Raw genomic sequence first — 1,706 nt, 5'->3', positions numbered from 1 at the left:
CCAGCGAAAATTTCACATCTTCCGCCCGGATAGCCCGCCCATCCTGAAAGCGAGCCTCGGGTCGAAGATAAAAGGTATACTGTGTCCCGGTGGCATCCACCTCCCAGCGTTCCGCCAGCTCTGGCTGGACCTCAAGCTGTGCATCCAGGCTGACCAGGCCGGCGAAGATCTTGTTCACATATGAAGCGGAGATCGAATCTTCCACCAGCGCTGGGTCAAGGGTGATGGGATCACCCCCAACCAGCCTCAGCGTCCCTCCGGTAGGCCGGGCCAGCTTGGCCGTTTCCACCGTCACGGTGGGCAAAGGGAGAAACTGGGGGCCATCTTCCGTGCCCGAGATACTGCGCCACCAGACCACCCCCAGGCCGGCGATGCAGAGGACACAGAAACAAATCCCCACCAACGCCAGTATGGCAATGGTCCAGCCTCTGCCCCCCGTGCTTCGATTCATAATGTTATACTATCACAGAGAAGTTTCTTTGTCAAACATTTCGGGCTATTCTGCACCAACGCCGGCCCTATCGCGTCAGCTTTCCCCCCGGCGGCAGTGGAGCAAAGGGTCCAGCGCCGGCGACAAGCTGGTCCAAATAGCCTGCTGACTGCGCTGTGCTACCAGCACAGCGCGTCCGCTCAGCGCATCCGCATGGTCCACCGTGAGCGGTTCCCCCATGTTCAGGTATGAAAAGCCCGCGCTGGAATACACGCTCAGCAGTAAGCCGGCGACGATCACACACAGCCCTACCAGACAGACCCAAGTGTGCATGTCCAGGAAATATGCCCAGTCGGCCGAGGAACGCGGTGTGCTCCTGGCCGGCCCTGCCGCAATACCGGGCCGAATCCCGTGCCAGGCACGCGCCGGCGCCTGTTGACGCCGGGCCCAGCCGGCCAGCGCGCCCTTCCACCACTGGTCCAGGTGCTGTTCGTCCGAGTTCCTTGCCGCCATCAGCCAATCCATTCCCATGCCAGCGTCCCTTCCCATGCTCTGCCTTCCCCAGCGAGCAGTTCCTTCAGCCGGCGGCGGGCATAATGCAGTCGGGATTTCACCGTGCCCACCGGACAATCGAGGATGTGCGCGATCTCCTCCACGCTGAACTCGTTCATGTAATACAGCACGACCACCACCCGATGGTCGAAGCTCAGCATGTCCAACACCCTGGCCACTATCTCCTGCAGTTCCTCTTGCTCGACGGTGCGCGGGGCGGAAGGTTGGGCCAGCGGCTCCTGCAGCCGGCGGACGATCTGGAACTGCCGGTGGTCCTTGTTCAGCCACTGATAGCTCAGGTTCACGGTGACCCGGTAAAGCCAGGGGGCCAGGGTATATTCACCATGCAGTTTATCAATATGGGCGTGCACGCGCAGGAAACACTCCTGCAGGATATCCTCCGCCGCCGTCTCATCCCGAGTGATGGCCAGCGCGGTGCGGTAGACGCGGTGTCGGTATTTCTCGTACAGGGTGTTGAATGCCTGGATATTTCCGCTCTGGATCTGGGCGATCAGCCGGCTGTCCGAAAGCTCATCCATGAGAATCGCTTCGTTCCTGGCCTGGGTACGGGATTTGCCGGATCGAGGGCCGGCCGCGGCCGGCGGCGCATCCGGCTTCGGCGCATACCATGCAACTATCATCAGTATAATATCACATTTCCCATGTTTTGGTTCAATTTTCTTTATGCCATTTTTCGGCAGTAAAAAAGCCCGTCCACTGCTGG

General features: G+C 60.3%; 3 protein-coding genes. All 3 read right to left on the bottom strand.

Features of this window, described 5'->3' with window-relative positions:
* On the bottom strand, nucleotides 1-451 hold a 451-nt coding region (locus tag H5T60_14695), incomplete at its 3' end, for a hypothetical protein (GenBank protein MBC7243680.1).
* Nucleotides 452-526: 75 nt separating this feature from the next.
* Complete coding sequence (locus H5T60_14690) at nucleotides 527-943, bottom strand: hypothetical protein (protein MBC7243679.1); 417 nt, start codon at nucleotides 941-943, stop codon at nucleotides 527-529.
* Nucleotides 943-1,623, bottom strand: coding sequence for an RNA polymerase sigma factor (locus tag H5T60_14685; protein ID MBC7243678.1), 681 nt, complete (start codon nucleotides 1,621-1,623; stop codon nucleotides 943-945). Before H5T60_14685 ends, H5T60_14690 begins: the two co-directional genes overlap by 1 nt.
* Nucleotides 1,624-1,706 lie beyond the last annotated feature (83 nt).

Source organism: Anaerolineae bacterium (assembly GCA_014360855.1).
Taxonomy (GTDB): domain Bacteria; phylum Chloroflexota; class Anaerolineae; order JACIWP01; family JACIWP01; genus JACIWP01.
Note: the sequence above shows the minus strand (reverse complement) of the source record. Positions and strands in the feature narration are given on the sequence as shown.

Coding starts and splice junctions, on each gene's coding strand:
- H5T60_14690 (MBC7243679.1), bottom strand. CDS start 943: ATGGCGGCAAGGAACTCGGACGAACAGCACCTGGACCAGTGGTGGAAG.
- H5T60_14685 (MBC7243678.1), bottom strand. CDS start 1,623: ATGATAGTTGCATGGTATGCGCCGAAGCCGGATGCGCCGCCGGCCGCG.